This is a genomic window from Mesorhizobium sp. STM 4661, from assembly GCF_000359125.1.
Taxonomy (GTDB): Bacteria; Pseudomonadota; Alphaproteobacteria; order Rhizobiales; family Rhizobiaceae; genus Mesorhizobium.
On sequence record NZ_CAAF010000056.1, the window covers coordinates 15,764 to 32,278 of the forward strand.

Here is a 16,515-nt window from a genome sequence, read left to right on the forward strand (position 1 = left end):
AAAAGACGGGCTGGGCCTGCTACCGGACGCTGGTCGCCGTCTGCGGCAGATATTTCTCTTCCGCCGCTGAGAGTTCCTGGTAGTTGAGGAGATCGAAGAGTTCGTCGAGCGTCGCCACCTCGTCCTCGATACCGGCGATACTTTCTTCGCGGAGGATGCGGTCGCAGACCTGGCGCATGGCCGAGATCGCCGCGCGCATGTTATGGTTCGCCCAGATCACCGTGGAGATTCCGGCCGCCCGATACGCGGAGACTGGCGTGCGGAAATATTTCGTAGGCACGATCACGACCGGAAGGCGGTTCTGCCAGGCGCGCGTGAAGGCGAAAATCTGCTCAGCGTTGGACTTGCGGGAATGAATTAGAATAGCATCGGCGCCCGCCTCAGCGTATGCTTGTGCCCGCGCTAGCGCCTCATCCTCTCCATGGCCGGCGATGAGCGCCTCGATCCGGGCGACCAGAACGAACTCCGCATCCGGCACTTGGTCCTTCACCGCCTTAAGCCGGCCGCAGAACTCGGGAATATCGGCCAACGGGTGCCGATCACCGACGAACGAGTTCATTTTCGGGAACGCCGTGTCCTCGAGGCATATGCCGCTCGCACCATGTTGGCGCAACTTGCGGGCAACCAAACGGGCATTGTTGAAGTTCCCGAACCCGCTGTCCCCGTCGACGAGGACTGGAATGTCCACCATGTCGGTGATTCGCTCAACGACATCGACGACTTGGGACCAGGAAGCTTCGTTAGCATCTCGATATCCGAGGCTGGACGAAATCGTGAGGCCGGACGCCCAGAGCGCCTTGAAGCCGGCGCGCTCGGCAATCGCCGCCGAAAGGCCGTCATGAGCTTCCATTGCGAAGGCGAGTTCACTGGACGCGATCATTCGGCGCAAGCTCTCGCGCGTCTGCGCACCAGACTGCCTCTCCACCATGCGGTCTCACCTCCACCGACGCTATCCAGCCGACAAGCCTGTCAACGCTGCCGCACGAAGTACTTTCAGTGACGCACGCTCTGCCCACCGATCGGCGATCTGCCACTGTCGTGCGCCCATACAGAATCAATGAAGCAAGGCGCGTGCCGAATTGGCGTACCCCCTGCGCCGCACCAGTTCTCCATACCGGCGGCCCAGGTTCCCTCTCGACCCTTGGTCGTGCTTCCGACATCTTGGTCCAACTTCAGACACAAGAGGGGTAGCGGAAGTGGCTTCTCGTCTACGCCGTGGCGGCCGTCCCGTCAGGCTGCCGATCAACGATCGCAAGCGAGATGGCCCAGAAAGCGGAAGACCGGCGATCCGTGCAGGCAAGGTGACCGACGGCGTTGGTCTTCTATCCCGGCAATCGCCAGGCGGCTTGATTATTTATCCATGCCTCATGGACGAAGTGTCGAGCATCGGCATGCGAGATTTCAGCTCCCCCAGTGGCCGTTCCGAACTTCAAGCCTTGACCTGACCAAGCGACTTGTTGATCGCTGGAATGATCTTGTCTCCCCAGAGCTCAATCTGGCGTAGCATCGTCTTTTGGTCGAAATCTCCCAATTGGGTCTGAATTGCGATCTGGTCCGGCTTCAGGATACTTATCTCTTCCAGCAGGCGATCGATGACGCGACTTACGCTGCCGATCGGCAGGTTCTGGCGCATGGTCTCGAACGACAGATCCTGCTGCGTCGGTGTTTCCTGCAGCAGATAGCCGTCTCGGCTCTGCTGGCGGCGCTGATGAAGAGCTTCAGATAGCCGGCGCTGGAAGCGGGCATTGTCGAGATAGCTGTCGATCTCAGCCTGATCGTCGCTGGCATAGCAGCAGCGTAGGAGCGCTATCTTGGCGGCCGTGACATCATTACCCCGCGAGGCCGCTGCCGCCTCGATGGTCTCACGCAGCGTTCTTACGTTTTCCAAGCCGTAGTGGAACGCCGTGACGAAAAGATTGTGGCCCTCACGATAGGCCCGGCACATGCTTCGCGCGGACCCGCAGGCGATCCAGATCGGTGGTGCTGGCCTTTGGATGGTGCGCAGCGAAATCGCCGTTAAAGGTATCTTCTCATACTGGCCATTGTGCTCGAAGACCTTCTGGTTAAGGCCCTTGAGAAGGATATCCAGGTATTCCGCAAACACGGCCGGCGCCTGATCGACATCGACGCCGAAGCGCTCGAACTCGAACTGCTGGTATCCCGAGCCGACGCCGAGTTCGAGGCGGCCGTTCGAAACGATATCGGCAAAGCCGATCTCGGAGAGCAGGCGCTGCGGTTGATATAGCGGCAGCACACACACACCGGTGCCAAGGCGAATGGTGCTCGTAAGGCCAGCACAGTGCGCCACCATCATCAAGGGCGAGGGAACCAGGCTATAATTGTTGAAGTGGTGCTCGGCGAACCAAGCGGTGTTGAAGCCAGCCTGCTCCGAAGCGATTGTCTGTTCTATGGAGTTACCGATGACGCTGTCGCACGATTGATGATAGCCTCGCTGGGCCGCCAAGATGAACGTCGCGAATTCCATGGCGTGTCCCTCGTTTACACAAAGTGGCCAATCAAGCCTTCGACTTGTGCCGATTGCGGGGGGGCCGCGGTATCGATCCGGCCTGGCGGCGACGTAGTCGACGATCTTGCGCAAAGCCGCTTATCGTTCGGCGGCCGCAGGCAAGCGCCAAAACCTGGCTAGTGATTCGACCCTGATGACGAGTTTTCCGTCACCGATAAAGACGATCACTTGGCAAGCCGCGCTTGGCACGTGCCATTCAGCCGCAGTCTCAATCCTCGAACCTCGTCGGCTTCGACGAACCGCAACCCGTCGCCGGCGAACATTCCGTTGGATTTTCTTGATCGGTTGGCTGGGCGTTTCGCGCGTCAGCCAACGAGGTCAAGCCGCCGTCCACGTAGAGGGTCGAGCCGTTTACGTATGAGGCATCAGGCGAGGCCAGAAAGAACACTGCCTCGGCGACGTCTTCGGGCTCTCCCATCCGCCCCATCGGGATGCGCCGTTTGATCGCTACGGAATCGATGCAGCCGGACTCGACCAGCTGAGCAATGTCAGGCGTACGGATATAGCCGAGAGCGACGGTGGCCGTTCGGATGCCGACCGACCCGAGTTCGGCCGCCATGCACCGGGTCAGAATGTTCATACCCGCCCTGGACGCCCCATAGGCATGGCGCGGCACGAAGGGCAGGAAACTATTGATCGATCCAAGATTGAGGATTACGCCGCCGGCGTCCATCGACTTGATCGCCTCGCGCGCGCAGGTGAAGGTGCCGGTGAGATTGACGTCCAGTACCCGCTCGATCTGTCGCGGGATTTCGATCCCTCGCACAAACGTATCGGCAATAGCAGCACAGTTGACGAGGATCTCGATGCGACCGAAGCGCCCCCGTATTTCCTCGAACAGGGCCACCACCTCGCTCTCGACCGCCAAGTCGACGGATTTCGCCACGTGCCTGCCGCCCAGCAAACCAGCGAGTTCTGCCGCCCCAGCACCATCTTTATCAGCAATCACGACTGTGTCGGAGTTCGCGGCAAAGCGGCGAACGACGGCGGCGCCTATACCGTTCGCGCCGCCCGTCACGACCACTGTGCGCGCGCCAGTTCGTTCGGCCGGCCGGAAGAGTTCGGCTCGAGGCGTCTCGTCGACCGGCGGGTGCGCGTCGCCCGGCTGGTTGAACGACATCCAACCGCCGTCGACCGTCAGCACCGATCCTGTGATGTAGCCCGTCTGTGCGCTGGCCAAAAAACGCACGGCCCGAGCGATCTCGTCGGGGCGCGCCATTCGCCCCATGGGCACGCGGCGGCGCACGGCCGCGAGGTCCATCTTGCCCGCACGTTCCAGTTCCGCCACCATCGGCGTGCGCACGTATCCTGGCGCTACCGCCGTTACGCGGATGCCGCGCGAGGCCCACTCGCATGCAAGCGATCTCGTGAGAGCGATCAAGCCTGCCTTCGAGCTGGCATAGGCGTTGCGCTTGGGATTGCCGAGCACGCCCGCCAGCGAAGCGACGTTGACAATGGCAGCGCCGGGCTGCATGCGCCTCGCCGCTTCGCCGGCCATGATGAAAGGCCCGATCAGATTTGTTGCCAGCACGCGTCGGAAGGCCTCGAAACCGGTGTCGATAGTCGCAGCCATGGCGGGTCCTATCGCCGCGTTGTTGACGAGAACATCGATTTTCGCGAACTGCGCTTCGATGCGGCCGTATAGGGCGACAATGTCCTCTTCTCGTGAGACATCGCATTCGAGGCCCAGATGCGGATGGCCGAGACCGCCGGCCAGTTCAAGAACGCCGCTGCCAGGAAGGTCCACCGCAACGACGATGTCTCCATCGGCGGCAACGATCTCGACCAGCGCACGGCCGATTCCGCCTGCCGCTCCCGTTATGATGACGACCCGTCCTGCCTGCTTCATATGAACCTCTCCGCAGCCAGTGTCAGAGATATCGACGCGAGTCAGCCGCAAGACCGGTCGCGGACGTCCTGGTGACGGCGAGTTTCCATACCGGGTAGACGTGTTGCGTTCCGCGACCGCTCCCGCGACGCGGCTCCGCAATTGGGAGCCTTGGAAAGCATTGTGGTGACATGCATGGCATTTTCATTTTGATGACGAGCTGCGGCGCTTCCTGAGCGCGTAAACCGGGTCATTGGGATGCGCTGCTCCGATCGGTTGCCGCAAGCCGAACCGTTCTGCCTCGGGGACCGCTGGTGGGGTCTGTTCTTCGATCCAATCGTAAACGACGGTCCGTTCGGCAATGCGCCACGCCCCTTCCCTCTTCTGAAAAAGATCGCAGTAACGGCCGCAGAGAAGCACCTGGCGTGCTTCTCCGTCATTGTCTGGTCCGCGTTGCAGCGCGGTGAAATAGCTTTCGACCACGGCCTCCGACGGGTCGATGAATTCGATCAAGACGTTCGTGATCTGGTGGATTAAGCGCGGTCCGGTTTTGAAGAGACCAAGCGCAAACTCAAAGAAGCCCTCGGCTGAGCCGCGATAGGCACCGTGATTGTCATGCGCATCGGGCCAATATGCACTGCGCAGCGCAGCCTCATCCGCGCGGTCTATGCCGCGGCAGTACCGATAAAGGCAGTCGCGGATCGCCTCGCGGTCGCGCAGTTCGGTGATTTTTGCCTGGCCCATCGCTCTGTCGCAAATTTGAGATTGGAAGAGGCGCTTCGTGCCTCTAGGTGCGTGCAAGGTCGAAGCGATCGGCAACTGAAGAAGCCAGAACGGAGACGAACTTCACGTGTCGCGTGCGTGTCATTGAGGTCTTGATGCCGGAGAGGAGGTAGGCAGGGAAGCGGCCGGACATCTTGCTTTGCGGTGTGGGGCCACGTCTCGTCGATTCCACCTAAGCTTCCCCAGTTCTTGGTTGCATGGCGGCTGGTTCGAACCGCGCTGCCGAGGTGCGATCGACTTCCAGCGCACGTTCGGGGCAGGATCGCGCGCCTTGTGACGCAAGCAGTTGCTCCCCCTCCGCAACCTGAATGTCACCGGGCAGGATGTAGCCATCGTCATCAAGCTTGAAGATGTCCGGCGCTTGCGCCCAGCATCGCGCGTGACCCTGGCATTTGGCATTGTGGACGATAATGCGCATAGCGCTGCCTCCATTGTCTTGGCATGGCTCGGCGATGGTCATGACCAGTCCAGGATCAGATTTTCGATCCCGAACACATGGCCGCCACAGGTGATGGGCGCTGTACCCTCCTTGATCCGGAAGGTCGGTATGCGCGCCAGCCACTCCTCCAGGCCAATGACAATCTCGCGCCGGGCAAGGTGTGAGCCAAGGCAACGGTGGGGACCATAGCCAAAGGCGGCGTGGCGGTTGTGCTCTCGCGCCAGATCGACCGTGTTGGGGGATTCGAATTCCTCCGGGTCGCGATTTGCAATCATCGTGGCGCACGAAACATAGTCCCCCTTTCGGATCGGCGCGCCTTCGAAGTCGATATCTTTCGTAGCCACGCGGATCAACTGAATGGGCGGATAGGCCCGCAGCAACTCTTCGGTTGCGAGCAGGATGCGGTCCGGTTCGCTGCGCAGCAGTTCCTGATCCTTGAGGTTGCGCGCTAGATAAGCCAGGTCAAAGCCAATAGCTGCTGCGACAGTGTCAAGTCCCGCGACGAACACAAGCACGCCGATGCCACGGATCTCCCCGTCGGTTAGCTGGCGGCCCTCGATCTGTGCCTGCACGATGAAGGTCATGAGATCGTCGACCGGATTCTTGCGGCGATTGGTTGCAAGTTCATCGATGAAAGCCACAATCTTGCGGGCAGCCACAGGTCGTTCCACATCGTCGCCGTGGAGCAGATCTTTCGCCCAGCCGACAAATGTATCGAGTCCCTGATCCGGCAACCCCAGAAAGCGAAGGAAGATGCTGACAGTGAACGGAAAGGCAAAATCCTTCATGACGTCGCAGCTCGTGGCCGATGCGGTGATCCGGTCGATCAGGGCTATCGCTCGCTCACGGACAGCCGGTTCCAGTGCCGTCACCCGCTTGGGCGAAAGCAGCGGACTGAGCAGTGAGCGAAATGCGCCATGGGCCGGTGGATCGAGCTCAAGCGGGATCGTCGGCCAGGTTTCGCCCAGTATGGAGGAGAAGATGCTGCGATGGCTGGAAAAAGTTTCAGTGTCCTGCAGCACCTTACGCTGGTCTGCGGCGCGGGTGATGACCCAGGTGCCCCGGCCATCTTGCGTGTTGTAGGGGGAATAGAAGATCGGAGGCCCGTCATGGGCGCAAGCGACGGCTGCGTGTGGATCCCCGTTGGGCGTTGGTGGCATGCCTGGCGATGTGAACAGGCTGAAGTCTCTCACCATTTCGGGCGGGACATGATCTGGAACCGGGTTGATCGCCATTGCATTTCTCCTGCCGTCTAACCACTAACCAGGCCGCGCACCATGGCATCTTGGCCATCCAGCAAGCTTGTTGCCCTTTTGGCCAGACCGCTGCCTGCCCGCCAAAGAGCCGACGAGCGAAATCGTCGGAGACGCGGCGTTTTCCAGCTTCGACCGGCGAACGGAATGAATCTCTTGCTCCACAGCGGTTCGGGGTCGATCATCTCTTCGAGGATATCCGCAGCGCGGCACGCGAAAGACCGGTTGGCCGCCGAAGTGCTCGCCGGTCTCCTCAAGCGCCGGCGAGAGGACAGGAGCAAGCACATTCTGGTCGAACCGTATCTGCAGGTCGATCGGTGGCCGTTGGCCGGTGCCGGGCGGTTGTGACGGTGACGCCAGTCACGCCGGTCGATATTGCATTCCGCGGGCAATGCCCGTATCGGATAGAATCTGAACTGACGCTGACCTGACATGTCGTCTTCCTTCATTGCATTGAGCGCGATATCACTCACGAATGGACGCCAGTCGGTATCTCCTGCCGTCTCACATGAGAGCTTCAAAAGTCGTGCCAATGGCGCGGAAAGAGCCCTGCAGGAGATTTCTACATATCATTCAACAGCTTGAACGAATGCGCAGCCGCAAGCCTGGCGGAGCAAAGCCGTGTCCCGGACATGACAAACCCGACAGCAAAGTCGCGGCAGCTTCAAAATGCTCCGAGAGCACAAGGCGGCTTTTTCCGTCACCTCGGGACCGTGCCCGCCTCACGCAAGCGCGGTTCAGAAAGATCACATGGCCAGCTTGCTAAGGACGTGCTGGCTTTTTTGTACCCGTTGTCGATTTCGAAGCGGTCTCGCGAGCGTCGATAGGGCGAAGCGCGTGGGCCTGTCAGCCGTCTCAATCCTGAGAACGGAGGCCATAGGGACCCTCGTCAGGTTAACCCCGATCGACTCCTGTCCCTCGTTCCGAGTTTGAGCCCAGATTTTCGCTTCGAATACGAGCCACGTGTTCGCCGCGCCGGCGACCCGGCGACCCTCCGGTCCGACTTCCGACATTTTTGTCCAGCTTCGGACAAAGAGGGGCGCGGCTTGATACGCATAAACGGGATCCCCTCTGCCCAGAGCTCACGATCAGATGATTATGGGCGCGCTCGCTCTCGGCGAAGGCACGGTCTTGGCCGCTCAAGGCAAAGAGTGTCGCTGCAAAAAACAGTGTGACCCCCAGCCTAAAATCAAATGGCACGGCGCTTGCGTCGTACTCGGCAGAACTCATCACAAGGTGGCCAGGAGTAAGACCATTGCTGACATCGCGACGCCCCGTACAAGCGCGTAGTGAAACCGTTCTCGTGCCGCTACAAATCGAGAACGCCCGTGCTCGCGAGCGGATTTGCCATGGCTGATCCAAGGTCGACGCAAAACGCGCGGCGCTCGACCGAATTGCCGGCCGCGGTCGATGCCGTGTCAGTTTCAACCGAAAAAGCAGCGCACCAGTTTTCCTCCAGGAGCACATTGATGACCGTCAAAAAAAAGGTTCCTTTCGTCACCTTTCGCACGCGTGTTCGCGATGATTCCATCGAGGGACCAAACCCGCACCGCTGGGAAGACAAGACATCCGACGACTGTTTCAGCGGCAAGCGCATCATCCTGTTCTCGCTGCCCGGTGCCTTCACCCCGACCTGCTCGACCTTCCAGTTGCCCGATTTCGAAATGCTCTACGACGAGTTCGAGAAGGAGGGAATTGACGCAATCTACTGCGTTTCCGTCAACGATGCGTTCGTCATGAATGCGTGGGGCAAGGCCCTGGGGCTGAAGAAAGTCCAGCTCATCCCAGACGGCTCGGGCGAGTTCACCCGCAAGATGGGCATGCTGGTTGCCAAGGACAATCTCGGCTTCGGCATGCGCTCCTGGCGCTACGCTGCCGTGATCAACAATGGCGTGGTGGAGCAGTGGTTCGAGGAGGACGGTTTCTGCGACAACTGCGAGGCCGACCCCTATGGCGTATCGTCGCCGCAGAACGTCCTTGAAACGCTGAGAGCCGCCAAAGCCGTGACGGCTGCATGATCTAGACGAGTCAACGTCTCGAAAATCCCCTTGCACAAGGCGAAGGTCGCTCGGTAGGAGTTTCACGCTAGCCATGGAGTCCTCAGCAAGCCTGCTTCAGCGTCAGAAGCAATCGTTGGTTTTGACGCCGCAAATGATGGAATCCATTCGCCTGTTGCAACTGGCGCATCCCGAACTGCATCAGTTCGTCGAGCAGGAAATCGAGAAGAACCCCTTTCTGGAACGGGCCTCAAACCGGGCGCCGAAGGACATTCCGTCGATTTCGGCCGGGAACCCGCGCATCGGGCCGACCACGGGCGGAATATCGGATCGGGCCTCGCAGTGGAAATCAATCCGCGGCAAAAACAATGTCCAACCGGGGGGAAACCATGCGTTCGAAGATTCCTGGACGTCCATCGAAACATTGCACGACCATGTCGCTCGTCAGATCGCTCTCAGCGCATTCGCGCCGCTGGAGCGGCGAATAGCTGGCGAGCTTGCCGGTCATCTGGAAGACACCGGATACCTTCCGGTGAACCTTTCGGAACTGGCCCGCAGCCTGAATGTCCGGGAGGCTGTTGTGGAACGGGTTCTCGGAACCTTGCAGCAGTTCGATCCACCGGGTATTTTTGCGCGAACTCTCAGCGAATGCCTTGAGATACAATTGCGGCAGCTAGACAGGTTCGACCCGGCAATGGCAGCGCTGGTCGCCAATCTTGAAGCGCTGGCGCGACGCGATTTTCAAACATTGAAGCGCCATTGCGGTGTCGATGAAGACGACCTTCTCGACATGTTGCACGAAATCCGCGCGCTCGATCCCAAGCCCGGAAACCGATTCCAATCCGGAGGGCCTGAATCGATCATTCCCGACGTCTTGGTCCAGCCCTCTCCCGGAGGTGGGTGGCAAATCGAACTCAATCCAGACACGCTGCCTAGGCTGCTGATGAACCAAAACTATTTTGCCCAGGTCTCCCGCCTAAGCGCTCAAAATTCGAAAGATCAGGCATTTCTCAACGAATGCCTCCAAAACGCGAACTGGCTAATCCGCAGCCTTGATCAGCGCGCCAAGACGATCCTCAAGGTAGCGGCTGAAATCATCCGCCAGCAGGACGCCTTTTTTGAACATGGGGTCGCCCACCTGCGGCCTCTCAATCTCAGGACTGTCGCGGATGCGATCAACGTGCACCAGTCGACGGTAAGCCGGGTAACGTCGAACAAGTACATGCTGACCCCGCGCGGCGTGTTCGAACTGAAGTATTTTTTCACTGTCGCGATCGGCTCCTCCGAAGGCGGCGACGCGTACTCCGCCGAAGCTGTCCGCCATCAAATCAAGGCGATGGTTGCCGTGGAATCGCCCAACGAAGTGCTTTCCGACGACGACATCGCCACCCGGCTCAAGGAAACCGGGATCGACATTGCTCGCCGCACCGTTGCGAAATATCGTGAGGCGCTGAACATCCCGTCCTCCGCGCGACGTCGCCGGGAAAAGCGCGTGCGTCTTCGATGCCAATCAAGCCCGGGCGGCGGCGGCGACGAAAGCGGCTCTTAAGCGAGCCCGTTCTTGATCCGTGCCAAGTGGCTTTCGCCTTCCTCCGGGCCAAAACAGCTTTCGAAATCGCCGCATTCCTGACAACTGGGCGCGGTGCATAGCGAAAAGCCTTCAGCCTCGCAGAGCTTACGATAGAAATACTTCTTCCATTTCATGTTTTTGGTGTTGCCGGCCGCCAGCGCCGGGAAATGCCTGGCCATTAAGCGGCTGAGTTCGGCCCGATTGAAAAGGCCAAGGTCCTGCCACAGATGGTCATTGCGCAAACTGCGCCTGGCGATGATCTTGGCGAAGAGGGTGCTCGCCGGATCGCCTGGCCTGGCATGCCCAATAAGCAAGCCGCGAAGAAGCCCTTCCTCCATATCCGGCTCGGGATCGGTCAGCTTTTCCAGCGCGAAGGCGTTGACGGGAACAGCCGGGAAATAGCGTGTCATGACATCTCGCAGGTCGGCACGCGAAAGGCCGGTTGCTTCGGTCGCGGTCGCCTTGCCGGCCTCGACCTCCTCGAACGCGAGGTAGAAAACACAGGCAAGCACATGCCGGTCGAACGCCGCCGCCTGGTCTGTCGGCGGCCATTGGCTGGTGCTGAAACAGCCACGGTGATGGGCGAATGTGGCGCCGTTCTGCTGGTCTTGTCCCCAGCTCATGCAGCAAGCTTGTCGGCCGCAAGGTGGGTCTGGCAGTTCTTCGGGCAGACGCGGCCGCAGGCGCCGCAGCCGATGCAGCGGCCGGCATGGTCGACGATCATGACCATGCGGTTGAGCTCGCCGTCGAAGTCGTCGTCCTCGCCCGCGCAGATGCCGAGGATTTCGCCTGCGTCATCGACGCCATGAAGGTGCATGACCTCGCGCGAGCAGACCTTGAAGCAGCGGCCGCAGCCGATGCAGGTCGCGCCATCGATCGCCGTCAGATAGTGCGGCGTCCAGGGAGAGCCGTCGCGGGTGACGAAAGCGCCCGTCATTGTGAATTCTCCAACGCTGCGAGTTCTTCCTTTGCCGCATCCAACTCGGAAAAAACCTCGAAGGCTTTCCAGGCGACCGCCTTGATCTCGGTCCAGTTGACCGGAAGGTCCTCGGTAAGGTCGTGCAATTCCATCTTGGCGGCTCCCGCGCGCGACTGCAGCTTGCGGACCTTCTTCTGCAACAGCGCAAGGTCTGACATGATCCCCTTCCTCGCAAGCCGGTCGTTACGCCCGCGCCATGTCGGGACGCGCTTCGATGGCCACGAGCGCATCGCCGGCGCGCCGGCCTCGGCGGGTTTCCGGAACGTCTCGAAGCCGAACCGGTGATGCCGATGGACGCTGCAGCCAGCTTATGCAATCCCGCGCGGCGAGACGCAGGTCCGTATCCTTCGAGTTCGGCATAAGAGCGGTTGAGCGCAGACGACAATCAAGATCTTGTTCCCGACGTCGACGCGGGCGGTGAGCGCATATTGTGAGGGTGTCGATTTGGCGACGCCCCTATGCCAGAGAAGGCGGATCTCGCGTGGATCCGGCGCGTTGCTTTCCTTCGCTCCATTGATCGCATCAACCAGGATCTAAATAATCGCGAGGCGGCTGCCGCCTCAGGAGGAAGCCTCAAGCGCCGTGCCGGGAACGCAGGACGCAGCTCATAAAAAGTTGTCTTCATCCCATTCATGGGTTTGCTCAAGAGCGCGGCAGGAAGACAGGCCGGCACCAGGCGTGTCGTGAATTGGACAAGCCCGACGACAGGTTGCGGCCGCCTTTTCAGGAACGGCCCGACAGGATTGCTGGGGAGGCAAGCTGAATTCACGCCGCGTTCAACCGTGTTGCACATTGGTCTCATCGCACCCCTTTGTCAGTTCCAAGGCCTGCCGCTCAAACAGGCGGCGGTAGATGCCGTCGCGACGGATCAGCGCGGCATGGTCGCCCTGCTCGGTGATGCAACCACGGTCGAAGACAAGCAGCCGGTCGAGTGCCCGCACCGTCGAGAGCCGGTGCGCAATGACGAGCGTGGTGCGCCCGACCATGAGCCGCTCCATCGCCTTCTGGATCAGCACCTCCGATTCCGAGTCGAGGCTTGATGTCGCCTCGTCCAGAATCAGGATCGGGGCATCGGCGAGGAAGGCGCGCGCTATCGCCACACGCTGGCGCTCGCCGCCTGAGAGCTTCACGCCGCGTTCGCCGACCAGCGTACCGTAGCCGTTCGGCAGGCGTGCAATGAAGTCATGCGCGCTGGCGAGCCGCGCCGCCTGCTCAATGTCGGACCGAGAAGCACCCGGCCGCCCATAGGCTATGTTCTCGGCCAGCGAGCGGTGGAACAGGAGGGGCTCCTGCTGTACGATCGCGATCTGCGAGCGCAGCGAACCCTGCGTCACCCGCGAAATGTCCTGCCCATCGATCAAGATTCGTCCAGCATCCAGGTCGTAAAGCCGCTGGATGAGCTTGACGAAGGTGGTCTTGCCGGACCCAGAGGGGCCGACCAGACCGACCCGCGCGCCGGCCTCAATCGAAATCGACAAGTCGCTGTAGAAGGGCGACCAATGATTGCCGTAGTGGAAGTGGACGCTCTCAAAATCGATGTGACCCTTCGTGATCCGGATCGGCTTGGCGCCCGGATCATCGGCCACGTCGGGCGGCTGGCTGTAGGTTTGGACCAGTTCCTCCATCTCATTTACAGAGCGCTGGATGTTGCGCACGTGTATGGAAACATCACGCAAGTAGCCATATAGGACGGTGAAAGACCCGAGCACCAAGGCGATGTCACCTGGGGTAGTCTGGCCGCGCGACCACAAAAATAAGGCATAGCCAATCAAAGCCGCTCTCATCGCAAGAAGCATGATCCCCTGGAATGCAGCACTGACCGTCCCGCGCACCCAGGTCCGGAGGGTGCGGTGCCGCCACTTGGAGATGACTTTCGCGAAGCGATGATCTTCCCGCACCTCGGCGCCGAAGCCTTTGACCACCGCGTTACAGCTGATCGCGTCCGCAAGCGAGCCGCCAAGCCTCGTATCCCAGTTGTTGGCGAGGTTTGCGGCTGGCGCCACATAGCCGAGCGACAGGATAATGATCAGCGCCACATAGCCAACCGAGCCGCAAGCGATGATCAGCCCCATCATCGGCCAATACCAGCCGAGCAGAACGCTCGACCCCACGAGCATGATAAGCGACGGGAACAAGGCAAGAAGGATCGTGTCGTTAAGGAGGCAGAACGCCCACATGCCGCGCGTGATCTTGCGCACCGTAGAGCCGGCGAAGGTTTTCGCATGCCAATCGGTCGAAAAGCGCTGGACGCGATGGAACGCGTCGCTGGCGATGTCCGACATCATCTTCAGAATGAAGTCATTGACGGCAATGAAGGCGATGTTGCGCATGACGACGGCGCCGAGTGCGAGCGCGATCAACATTGAAAAGGCCGCAAGAGCCGCATCCCACACGACGGCGTCGGCTGCCGCTCCTTGGGCGACCGCGTTTACGAGCCGTCCGGAATAGAGCGGCGTCAGAACGTCAAGGAGCGTTGCCACCAGCACCGCGATCATAATGATCGCGAGCCGGACCGGCTGCTTGCTCCAGTGGCGCATGGTGAAGGCGAAGACGTCGCGAAAGGCGGCGCCGCGTAGATCGATGTGAAAACGCCGCGTGGCTTTGTACGAGCGAAGCAGGCCGCTCGGTCTCAAGAAACCCGAAATGGAAGGTCTGCGTGAGGACGAAAACATCGCTCGGAATGCGGGTGGCTGATCTAGACCTGACATGTTGCTTTCTTTCCTTCGTTCCATCGATCGCGATGTCACCCGCGAGATGAATATCGGCCGCGGGCACGCGCTGCCCTACGAGGAGAGAACCGCAAAAGCCGCGCCAAAGGCTCAGAAAGAAGCTCAGAAGCATTTTCTGCATATTCTACAATGACAAACGAGATCTCAGCAGGGCAACGGGGGCGTAACAGTGCCGTGTCGCGCACGCGACAAACCCGACAGGACGCCTCGGTCGCGCGGGCAACCTTGGCGAACGGCCCCGACAGGATTGCTCCTCACGCGAGGCGGAATCTACGCCCGCCCGATTCCACGGCGTTCCGCGTTGAACAATTCCCGCCGATGTCGGAAATGCGACATAGCTGTGTTAGAGCCATCATGTTGTTTTGAAATGATTCCCTTCTTTGGCACGGTCCATGCGTAGCTGTTCGCGAACGCTTCCGGCCTGAAGGAGAGACAGTCCATGATCAAGCGCACCGAAAACGCCGTGGCCTAAAGACCGCGCTTGCCGGGGGCCGAGCCGGCGCAACGCTGGCGCACCAAGGTCGAGGCGGGTTGCCGCGCCGGCGCCAAGAAGCGCGCAGGCCGAATGTGGCCGCGGCAACTCCTTCGGCTAACCATCATCATCATCATCATGACAGACCGGGCGTGCGCCTTGTGTGATTGCGCTCAGCAGAAGGATCACATCCATGAGACCTGTTTATCTGGACAACAACGCAACGACACGGGTCGATCCTGAAGTCGTTCAAGCAATGCTGCCGTTTTTTACCGAGCAATTCGGCAACCCTTCGTCGAGCCACGATTTTGGCGCTTCCGCCGGGGCGGCGGTGAGAAAGGCGCGCCTGCGGGTGCAAACGCTGATTGGAGCGGAGTTCGAGGACGAGATCACCTTCACCTCGGGCGGGACGGAAAGCGACAACGCCGCGATCCTCTCGGCGCTCGAGGTGATGCCTGAGCGCACAGAGATCGTGACTTCCGCAGTCGAGCATTCGGCCGTGCTGACGCTTTGCGCCCACCTTGAGAAGACGCGCGGCATCAAGGTGCATAGGATCCCGGTGGATCGCCACGGCCGGCTCGACCTCGACACTTATAAGGCCGCCCTCACCCCGCGCGTGGCGATCGTCTCGATCATGTCGGCGAACAACGAGACCGGGACGATCTTCCCGGTGGTCGAGCTTGCTGAGTTGGCCAAGGAAGTCGGCGCCCTTTTTCATACCGACGCGGTGCAAGCGGTCGGCAAGCTTGCGATCGACTTGAAATCGACGGCTATCGATATGCTGTCTCTCTCCGGTCACAAATTACACGGACCGAAAGGGGTCGGCGCACTTTATGTAAAGCGCGGCGTGCGCTTCTGTCCGCTGATCAAGGGGGGAGGCCAGGAGGGCAACCGCCGCGCCGGCACGGAGAATACGCCAGGCATCGTCGGTCTCGGCGTGGCAGCCGATCTTGCCTTGAAATTCATGGACGACGCGAACACACGGGTAAAGGCGTTGCGCGACCGCCTGGAGAAGGAACTTCTCCAGCGCATCCCACACGCCTTCGTCGCCGGCGACTTGCTAAAGCGGTTGCCGAACACCGCAAACATCGCCTTTGGAGATATCGAAGGTGAGGGCATACTGCATTTCCTTAATCGCGAGGGCATCGCCTGCTCCTCCGGCTCTGCTTGCGCCTGCGGCTCGCTGGAGCCGAGCCACGTCTTGGTGGCGATGAACATCCCCAATAGCGCGGCACACGGGGCAATCCGTTTCTCCTTTTCGCGCAACAACGGCGAGGAGGACGTCGACCGCGTGCTCGAGGTCATGCCCGGGATCGTTAAGAAGCTGCGTGAGCTTTCCCCATCTGCCAGCCAGGCGAGAGGACTTCAATCAGCTCCTGGCCTGGGCGACAAGGCAAACCCGACCACCGTTTCCGGCCCAGGAGAATGCAATGCGCAGTTGTTTCGCTGAAAGCCGCGCCATCGATGTCACCGACATCCTCGCCCGGCTGAAGAGCCTGTCGGCTGCGGAGGAGTTCTTCGCAGCCCTTGGCATCTCTTATGATCCGAAGGTGCTCAATGTCTCACGGCTGCATATCCTGAAGCGCATGGGCCAATATCTCGCTGAAGAGGATTTCGCCGGTCTTCCCGACGGGGTGATCGCCGCGCGGGCGCGTGCGACGTTGGAACGCGCCTATGAGGATTTCGCGACATCCTCGCCACTCACCCAACGGGTCTTCAAGGTGCTCAAAGAGCACGATCCCGACAAACCGGCCACTCGGGACCACACCTTTGTCCCGTTCGAGTCGATCCTGAGGCGGTTCGGGACAGAATAACGCGACACGAGTGCGACGCGACAATGTCGAAAAGCCGACAAACCCGGTCATCACGACGGCACCTTCGGAAGAAAACAACCCATGTCAAAGGGAACAGGGCAACGCAAAATGGTTGGCACGAATG

The 16,515-nt window shown here is 60.4% G+C and carries 16 protein-coding genes; 5 read left to right on the top strand and 11 right to left on the bottom strand.

Going from position 1 to position 16,515, the window contains the following annotated elements:
• Positions 1-19: 19 nt before the first annotated feature.
• The 7 genes from aepX to MESS4_RS33600 form a co-directional block, all read right to left on the bottom strand.
• Entirely contained in the window at positions 20-928 is a 909-nt protein-coding gene (aepX, locus tag MESS4_RS18240; protein WP_006333831.1) for a phosphoenolpyruvate mutase, read from the bottom strand.
• A gap of 501 nt (positions 929-1,429) precedes the next feature.
• On the bottom strand, positions 1,430-2,485 hold the full coding sequence (locus tag MESS4_RS18245) for an LLM class flavin-dependent oxidoreductase (RefSeq protein ID WP_006333832.1): 1,056 nt from the start codon (positions 2,483-2,485) through the stop codon (positions 1,430-1,432).
• 250 nt (positions 2,486-2,735) lie between these two features.
• On the bottom strand, positions 2,736-4,376 hold the full coding sequence (locus tag MESS4_RS18250; protein ID WP_006333833.1) for an SDR family oxidoreductase: 1,641 nt from the start codon (positions 4,374-4,376) through the stop codon (positions 2,736-2,738).
• A gap of 183 nt (positions 4,377-4,559) precedes the next feature.
• Positions 4,560-5,099 (bottom strand): nuclear transport factor 2 family protein, encoded by a 540-nt coding sequence (locus MESS4_RS18255; RefSeq protein WP_006333835.1) that lies wholly within the window; start codon positions 5,097-5,099, stop codon positions 4,560-4,562.
• 211 nt (positions 5,100-5,310) lie between these two features.
• Positions 5,311-5,556, bottom strand: coding sequence for a ferredoxin (locus tag MESS4_RS18260; RefSeq protein WP_027056547.1), 246 nt, complete (start codon positions 5,554-5,556; stop codon positions 5,311-5,313).
• A 38-nt stretch (positions 5,557-5,594) separates the two neighbouring features.
• Entirely contained in the window at positions 5,595-6,812 is a 1,218-nt protein-coding gene (locus MESS4_RS18265; RefSeq protein ID WP_006333838.1) for a cytochrome P450, read from the bottom strand.
• Positions 6,813-8,139: 1,327 nt separating this feature from the next.
• A complete protein-coding gene (locus MESS4_RS33600) occupies positions 8,140-8,310 on the bottom strand; it encodes a hypothetical protein (RefSeq protein ID WP_157385611.1) in 171 nt (56 codons plus the stop codon).
• Here MESS4_RS33600 and MESS4_RS18280 point away from each other — a divergent pair.
• Positions 8,300-8,848 carry a peroxiredoxin gene (locus MESS4_RS18280; RefSeq protein WP_036241566.1) on the top strand — a complete coding sequence of 183 codons (549 nt, stop codon included), beginning with the start codon at positions 8,300-8,302 and terminating at the stop codon, positions 8,846-8,848. The two genes, MESS4_RS33600 and MESS4_RS18280, sit on opposite strands and share 11 nt — an antisense overlap.
• A gap of 73 nt (positions 8,849-8,921) precedes the next feature.
• The gene (gene rpoN, locus MESS4_RS18285; RefSeq protein WP_006333842.1) at positions 8,922-10,376 is read left to right on the top strand and encodes an RNA polymerase factor sigma-54; all 1,455 of its coding nucleotides are present in this window, start codon (positions 8,922-8,924) and stop codon (positions 10,374-10,376) included.
• Here rpoN and MESS4_RS18290 read toward each other — a convergent pair.
• The 4 genes from MESS4_RS18290 to MESS4_RS18305 form a co-directional block, all read right to left on the bottom strand.
• Positions 10,373-11,020, bottom strand: coding sequence for a nitrogen fixation protein NifQ (locus MESS4_RS18290; RefSeq protein WP_006333843.1), 648 nt, complete (start codon positions 11,018-11,020; stop codon positions 10,373-10,375). The two genes, rpoN and MESS4_RS18290, sit on opposite strands and share 4 nt — an antisense overlap.
• On the bottom strand, positions 11,017-11,334 hold the full coding sequence (fdxB, locus tag MESS4_RS18295) for a ferredoxin III, nif-specific (protein ID WP_006333844.1): 318 nt from the start codon (positions 11,332-11,334) through the stop codon (positions 11,017-11,019). The genes MESS4_RS18290 and fdxB overlap by 4 nt, the downstream gene beginning before the upstream one ends.
• Positions 11,331-11,534: a CCE_0567 family metalloprotein gene (locus MESS4_RS18300; RefSeq protein ID WP_006333845.1), complete on the bottom strand. Its 204-nt coding sequence runs from the start codon at positions 11,532-11,534 to the stop codon at positions 11,331-11,333. The genes fdxB and MESS4_RS18300 overlap by 4 nt, the downstream gene beginning before the upstream one ends.
• Before the next feature lie 618 nt (positions 11,535-12,152).
• Positions 12,153-14,048, bottom strand: coding sequence for an ABC transporter ATP-binding protein (locus MESS4_RS18305; RefSeq protein ID WP_157385614.1), 1,896 nt, complete (start codon positions 14,046-14,048; stop codon positions 12,153-12,155).
• Positions 14,049-14,082: 34 nt separating this feature from the next.
• Between MESS4_RS18305 and MESS4_RS33995 the strand changes: the two genes are divergently transcribed.
• From MESS4_RS33995 to nifW, 3 genes are all read left to right on the top strand, one after another.
• Complete coding sequence (locus MESS4_RS33995) at positions 14,083-14,238, top strand: hypothetical protein (protein WP_198292776.1); 156 nt, start codon at positions 14,083-14,085, stop codon at positions 14,236-14,238.
• 532 nt (positions 14,239-14,770) lie between these two features.
• The gene (gene nifS, locus MESS4_RS18310) at positions 14,771-16,027 is read left to right on the top strand and encodes a cysteine desulfurase NifS (RefSeq protein ID WP_006333851.1); all 1,257 of its coding nucleotides are present in this window, start codon (positions 14,771-14,773) and stop codon (positions 16,025-16,027) included.
• A complete protein-coding gene (gene nifW / locus MESS4_RS18315) occupies positions 16,008-16,391 on the top strand; it encodes a nitrogenase stabilizing/protective protein NifW (RefSeq protein ID WP_006333852.1) in 384 nt (127 codons plus the stop codon). The genes nifS and nifW overlap by 20 nt, the downstream gene beginning before the upstream one ends.
• Positions 16,392-16,515: the final 124 nt, after the last annotated feature.

Coding starts and splice junctions, on each gene's coding strand:
- aepX (WP_006333831.1), bottom strand. CDS start 928: ATGGTGGAGAGGCAGTCTGGTGCGCAGACGCGCGAGAGCTTGCGCCGA.
- MESS4_RS18245 (WP_006333832.1), bottom strand. CDS start 2,485: ATGGAATTCGCGACGTTCATCTTGGCGGCCCAGCGAGGCTATCATCAA.
- MESS4_RS18250 (WP_006333833.1), bottom strand. CDS start 4,376: ATGAAGCAGGCAGGACGGGTCGTCATCATAACGGGAGCGGCAGGCGGA.
- MESS4_RS18255 (WP_006333835.1), bottom strand. CDS start 5,099: ATGGGCCAGGCAAAAATCACCGAACTGCGCGACCGCGAGGCGATCCGC.
- MESS4_RS18260 (WP_027056547.1), bottom strand. CDS start 5,556: ATGCGCATTATCGTCCACAATGCCAAATGCCAGGGTCACGCGCGATGC.
- MESS4_RS18265 (WP_006333838.1), bottom strand. CDS start 6,812: ATGGCGATCAACCCGGTTCCAGATCATGTCCCGCCCGAAATGGTGAGA.
- MESS4_RS18280 (WP_036241566.1), top strand. CDS start 8,300: ATGACCGTCAAAAAAAAGGTTCCTTTCGTCACCTTTCGCACGCGTGTT.
- rpoN (WP_006333842.1), top strand. CDS start 8,922: ATGGAGTCCTCAGCAAGCCTGCTTCAGCGTCAGAAGCAATCGTTGGTT.
- MESS4_RS18290 (WP_006333843.1), bottom strand. CDS start 11,020: ATGAGCTGGGGACAAGACCAGCAGAACGGCGCCACATTCGCCCATCAC.
- fdxB (WP_006333844.1), bottom strand. CDS start 11,334: ATGACGGGCGCTTTCGTCACCCGCGACGGCTCTCCCTGGACGCCGCAC.
- MESS4_RS18300 (WP_006333845.1), bottom strand. CDS start 11,534: ATGTCAGACCTTGCGCTGTTGCAGAAGAAGGTCCGCAAGCTGCAGTCG.
- MESS4_RS18305 (WP_157385614.1), bottom strand. CDS start 14,048: ATGTTTTCGTCCTCACGCAGACCTTCCATTTCGGGTTTCTTGAGACCG.
- MESS4_RS33995 (WP_198292776.1), top strand. CDS start 14,083: ATGTTGCTTTCTTTCCTTCGTTCCATCGATCGCGATGTCACCCGCGAG.
- nifS (WP_006333851.1), top strand. CDS start 14,771: ATGAGACCTGTTTATCTGGACAACAACGCAACGACACGGGTCGATCCT.
- nifW (WP_006333852.1), top strand. CDS start 16,008: ATGCGCAGTTGTTTCGCTGAAAGCCGCGCCATCGATGTCACCGACATC.